Annotated in this window: 6 protein-coding genes; 3 read left to right on the top strand and 3 right to left on the bottom strand. The window is 73.0% G+C overall.

The genetic code is table 11. The annotated features are described in order from the left end of the window. Nucleotides 1-31: 31 nt before the first annotated feature. The gene (locus tag IEY96_RS13795) at nucleotides 32-835 is read right to left on the bottom strand and encodes an esterase/lipase family protein (protein WP_189195194.1); all 804 of its coding nucleotides are present in this window, start codon (nucleotides 833-835) and stop codon (nucleotides 32-34) included. 200 nt (nucleotides 836-1,035) lie between these two features. Between IEY96_RS13795 and IEY96_RS13790 the strand changes: the two genes are divergently transcribed. Then, entirely contained in the window at nucleotides 1,036-1,308 is a 273-nt protein-coding gene (locus tag IEY96_RS13790) for a hypothetical protein (protein WP_189195193.1), read from the top strand. 39 nt (nucleotides 1,309-1,347) lie between these two features. After that, nucleotides 1,348-2,382 carry a pentapeptide repeat-containing protein gene (locus IEY96_RS13785; RefSeq protein ID WP_189195192.1) on the top strand — a complete coding sequence of 345 codons (1,035 nt, stop codon included), beginning with the start codon at nucleotides 1,348-1,350 and terminating at the stop codon, nucleotides 2,380-2,382. A 42-nt stretch (nucleotides 2,383-2,424) separates the two neighbouring features. Here IEY96_RS13785 and IEY96_RS13780 read toward each other — a convergent pair whose 3' ends face one another. Beyond that, entirely contained in the window at nucleotides 2,425-2,688 is a 264-nt protein-coding gene (locus tag IEY96_RS13780) for a DUF6244 family protein (protein ID WP_091320555.1), read from the bottom strand. Between the two features lie 35 nt (nucleotides 2,689-2,723). Next, nucleotides 2,724-2,969, bottom strand: coding sequence for a winged helix-turn-helix domain-containing protein (locus IEY96_RS13775; protein WP_189195191.1), 246 nt, complete (start codon nucleotides 2,967-2,969; stop codon nucleotides 2,724-2,726). Between the two features lie 232 nt (nucleotides 2,970-3,201). Between IEY96_RS13775 and IEY96_RS13770 the strand changes: the two genes are divergently transcribed. Continuing rightward, nucleotides 3,202-3,480, top strand: a complete 279-nt coding sequence (locus IEY96_RS13770; protein ID WP_189195190.1) for a hypothetical protein — start codon at nucleotides 3,202-3,204, stop codon at nucleotides 3,478-3,480. Nucleotides 3,481-3,998 lie beyond the last annotated feature (518 nt).

The raw sequence follows: 3,998 nt of genomic DNA, 5'->3' as shown, positions 1-3,998 counted from the left end.
CAGCGGCGACCGTCGAGCCCGCCCGCGTATCTCAGACCGCGAAGCAGTTGGGCCGGATGGTGGCGCCGGCGAGCACCTGCCGCACGACGCTGTAGGTGGTGCCGTCGAGGACCAGGCCCAGGTGGCCGACGATCCGCAACGGGCACCACGCCTGGACCAGGACGTTGGTGGCGCCGTCGGCGAGGGCGGCGTTGTCCACCGGGCGGACCAGCTCGTCCTGCCAGGTGCGCACGGTGGTCCAGCGGACCGTGCCCGGGGTGTCGTCGCCGGCGTTGAGGTCGGTGAGGAAGCTGGACCCGATGGACATCTGCTGGCAGGCCACGATGCCCGCGCAGCTGCCCAGCCCCAGGAAGTTGATGATGTTGGCGACGTAGGTGCCCTGTTGCGGGCTGCCCAGGCTCACGTAGCGGTCGACCTTGCCGGCGCCGCCGAGGAACTTGACGTACCAGCGAGAGACGAGGCCGCCCTCGGAGTGGGTGACCAGGTCCACCTTGGCCGCCCCGGTGGCGGCGCGGACCTGGTCCACGTAGGACGAGAGGGCGCGGGCGGATTCGCGGATGTCGCCGAAGCCGAGGTTCGGCAGCTGGTAGATGGAGACCCGGTAGCCGTCGGCGCGCAGGCGGGCGGCGATCGGCTCGTAGGCGATGCTGATTCCGATCAGGCCGCCGACCACGATGACGGGGTTGGCGCCGGCGGCGGCTTCGGCCGTGGTGGCCTCGGCCGTGCTGCTGGTGGCTGCGGTGGTGGTGGGCTCGGCGTGGGCGGCGGTGGCCGGGACGAGCAGGGCGGTGACGGCGGCGGTGGCGGTGGCGGCCAGGATCGTTCGGAGCAGCATGGGCTGCACCTCCGGTGGGAGGCCCCGGTGAACCGGGAGGACGGGTGGGGGATCCGATCGATCGTGGAAACGATGATGCGTGTCCGATTTCACACACGTCAATGGAAAGTTACGCGCGGGTAACCAGTTGTTCCACTGGGAGCACAAATCGGCGTATCGGACAACAGCCGCGGTGGTCGAGGGATGGCATGCTGGGCGCCGTGTCCGCCCCACCGCCTCCGGAGAAGCCGCTCCGGGTGATGCCCTGGTGGCTGGCGCTGCTCGGGCTGCTGGTCGCCGTCCTGCTCGGCTGGCTGGTGCTGGACCGGCTGCTCGCCGAGGCCGACCGCGCCGCCCAACCCGACACCCGCGCCACGCTGCGCGTCGACGCCATCCGCACCGGTCTCACCGTGGTCGCCGGCACCGGCGGCGGGCTGGCGCTGCTGCTCGCCGCCCGTCGACAGTGGATCAACGAGCGGGGACAGCGGCACTAGGAGGCGGTCGCCGCCCGCGACCAGGCGCACCGCGACCGGGTGCAGGAACACGCCGAGGCGGTCGCCGACGCCGGTCAGCGGCACCAGGAGCGGCAGGCCGCGGCCGCCGAACACGACGCCGCCGAGCGGCGGCTCACCGAGCTGTACGTCCGGGCCATCGAGCTGGTCGGCAGCGACAACCCGGCGGTACGCCTCGGCGGCCTGCACGCCCTGGAACGGCTCGGTCAGGACAACCCGGAGCAGCGGCCGACCATCGTGGCGGTGCTCTGCGCGTACCTCCGGATGCCCGCGCCCGACGACCCGCGCGAGACCGAGGTGCGCCGCACCGCGCAGCGGATGCTCACTCGACACCTCCGCGCGGACCGGGACGGCTGGTGGCCCGGCATCGCGCTGGACCTGACCGGCGCCCGGCTGGACGACTTCGACGCCGCCGGCTGCACCCTGGTGGACCTGGACCTCACCGGCGCCGTCTGCACCGGCACCACGAGCTTCGCCGGGGCGGTCGCGCACGGGCGGCTGCGGCTGACCGCCGAGTTCGCGGACGTGGTGTTCGACGACCTCACCGGCGACGCGGAGGTCGTGCTGGACGACGCCCGCTGCACCGGCCGGGTGAGCTTCGACCGCGCCGACCTCGACGCGCTGTCCTGCCGGGGGGCCAGCTTCGCGGAGGTCTCCTTCCGCGGCGCCACGCTGCGGCAGCCGAGCAGCTTCGACCGGGCCCGGTTCGCCGGCAGCGCCACCTTCCGCGAGGCGGTGTTCCTGGGCGGGCTGTCCATGGAGCACGCCACCTTCGAGGGGTACGCGGGCTTCCGCCGCACCCGGTTCGCCGACATGGCGCTGTTCCGCTGGACCGAGTTCGGCGCGGAGGCCTGGTTCGAGGGGGCCCGCTTCGAGGGGGCGGCCAACTTCGGACGGGCCGTGTTCCACGGCCGGGTCGGCTTCGACGGGGCGACACTGGCCCGCCGGCCGCTGGTCGACCAGGCCCGCGCGTCAGCGTCCGTGACGCACGTCTGGCCGCCGGATGTCACCGTCGGCCGGCGCGACGACGACTGGCTCGTCCTCACCGACCCGTGACAGCTGTCCGCGCTCGATCCTGCGGGCCACGGTGAACCGGGCTCAGCTGCCGAGCGCCTGAACCTTGGCGATCGTCTCCTGGACGTGCTGGCGGGCCGGCTCGCCGCCCTGCGCGGCCTGGCTGAGCGCCTGCCGGTAGGCGTCGATCATGTTGAGCAACGGTCCGGCCGCCACACCCTCCAGCGCGCCGGCCACCAGGGCCCGGGCCTCGGCGGCGTCCTGGGCCGCGGCGGCCGTCCTGGCCTTCGCCTCGTCCAGCTTCTGCGCGGCCGCCGCCAGCCTCGCGATGATGTCCGCTGCGCTCACGCGCCCTCCCCCACGTCGGCCCGGTCGATCGACAGTCAGCGCTCCGCCACGAAGACGCCCACGCCGCCCACACCCTCCACCAAACCCTCGATCTTGAGTGCGTTGATGGCCTGCCGCACGACGATGGCAGAGACGCCGTGCTGGCGGCAGAGTTCTGACGTGGACGGCAACTTGTCGCCCGGCGCGAGGTCGCCGGACTCGATCTGGGCGCGGATGCCGTCGGCGATCTGCGCCCACTTGGCTTTGGCGGGCATTGGTGTCTCCCAGGTCTGCACCGCCATTCGATCACGCTCAACCTTGTATAGCAAGCAATGTGCGGAGGGTGCTTGCGCATGCATGACCTGTTATATACGCTTCCCTTGACCGGCTCCCAGGTCTGCAAACCCGAGCTGGTCGTTCCCACCGCGCAGAGCGCCCGGTCGGCCGGTCCCCCTGGACGGCCGGGCGTGCCCGTGGCCTGCCGGCAGTTACTCATCACGCCTGGCCCCTTCCCGACCCGGCAAGGAGACCATCATGGACAAGCCCGAAGATCCGCCGATACTCGGTGGAACACCATGGGTGTCAAACGGCCCGGGAAACAACCATGGCGTTCCACCCACGGACCAGACGGGCCGTCACGGCGGGCGGACCTTCGCGTCCCGGCAGGATCTCGAGGACGCCGACGACATCCTCTTCGCCCATCCGCCCCGGAAGGTGACCCGCTGGCTCTGCGGCTGCGGCGAGGAGTACCCGTGTCCGGAGGTGCGCTTCGCCCGACTGGTCCGCCACGCGAGCGTCCGAACCGCCTCCTGATCAGCTGAGCAGCCGGAACACCACCAGGTACACGCAGAACAGCGACGGCGCGACCAGCGCGCAGATCACGAAACCCAGCGGCACGTACCGCCCCGGCGGGGTCTCGCCGCCCATCACCGGGCGACCCCAGCGCCCCAGCACCAGCTGTCCGGCCAGGAAGGACAGCAGCGGGACGCCGGCGCACGAGACGGCGGCCACCAGGTCGAGCCCGGTGGCCGGCAGCGGCGAGCCGATCAGCGCCACCAGCATGAGCAGGGAGCCGGCCAGCGCGCAGGCGGCGTAGACGGCGACCGCCCGGGCCGGCGCCGACCAGGTGGGCAGCAGCACCGGTCGCCGCGCCAGGGCCTCGGCCTGCTGCCCGTGCCGGTCGGCCTCGTCGGCGAGCTGCCCGGCCGCGGCCAGCTCGGCCGCCGGGTCACCCACCCGGGGCCCCGGCACCGTCCCCTCGGGATACGCCCCGACCCCCGGCCGCCCCGGCGCGGCGGCTGCGCCGCCGGTCAACCCGCCCCCGGTTCCGG

The organism is Micromonospora fulviviridis (genome assembly GCF_014648395.1).
GTDB classification, from domain to species: Bacteria; Actinomycetota; Actinomycetes; order Mycobacteriales; family Micromonosporaceae; genus Micromonospora; species Micromonospora fulviviridis.
The sequence above is the reverse complement of the archived record's forward strand: the minus strand, read 5'-3'. Positions and strand labels throughout refer to the sequence as shown.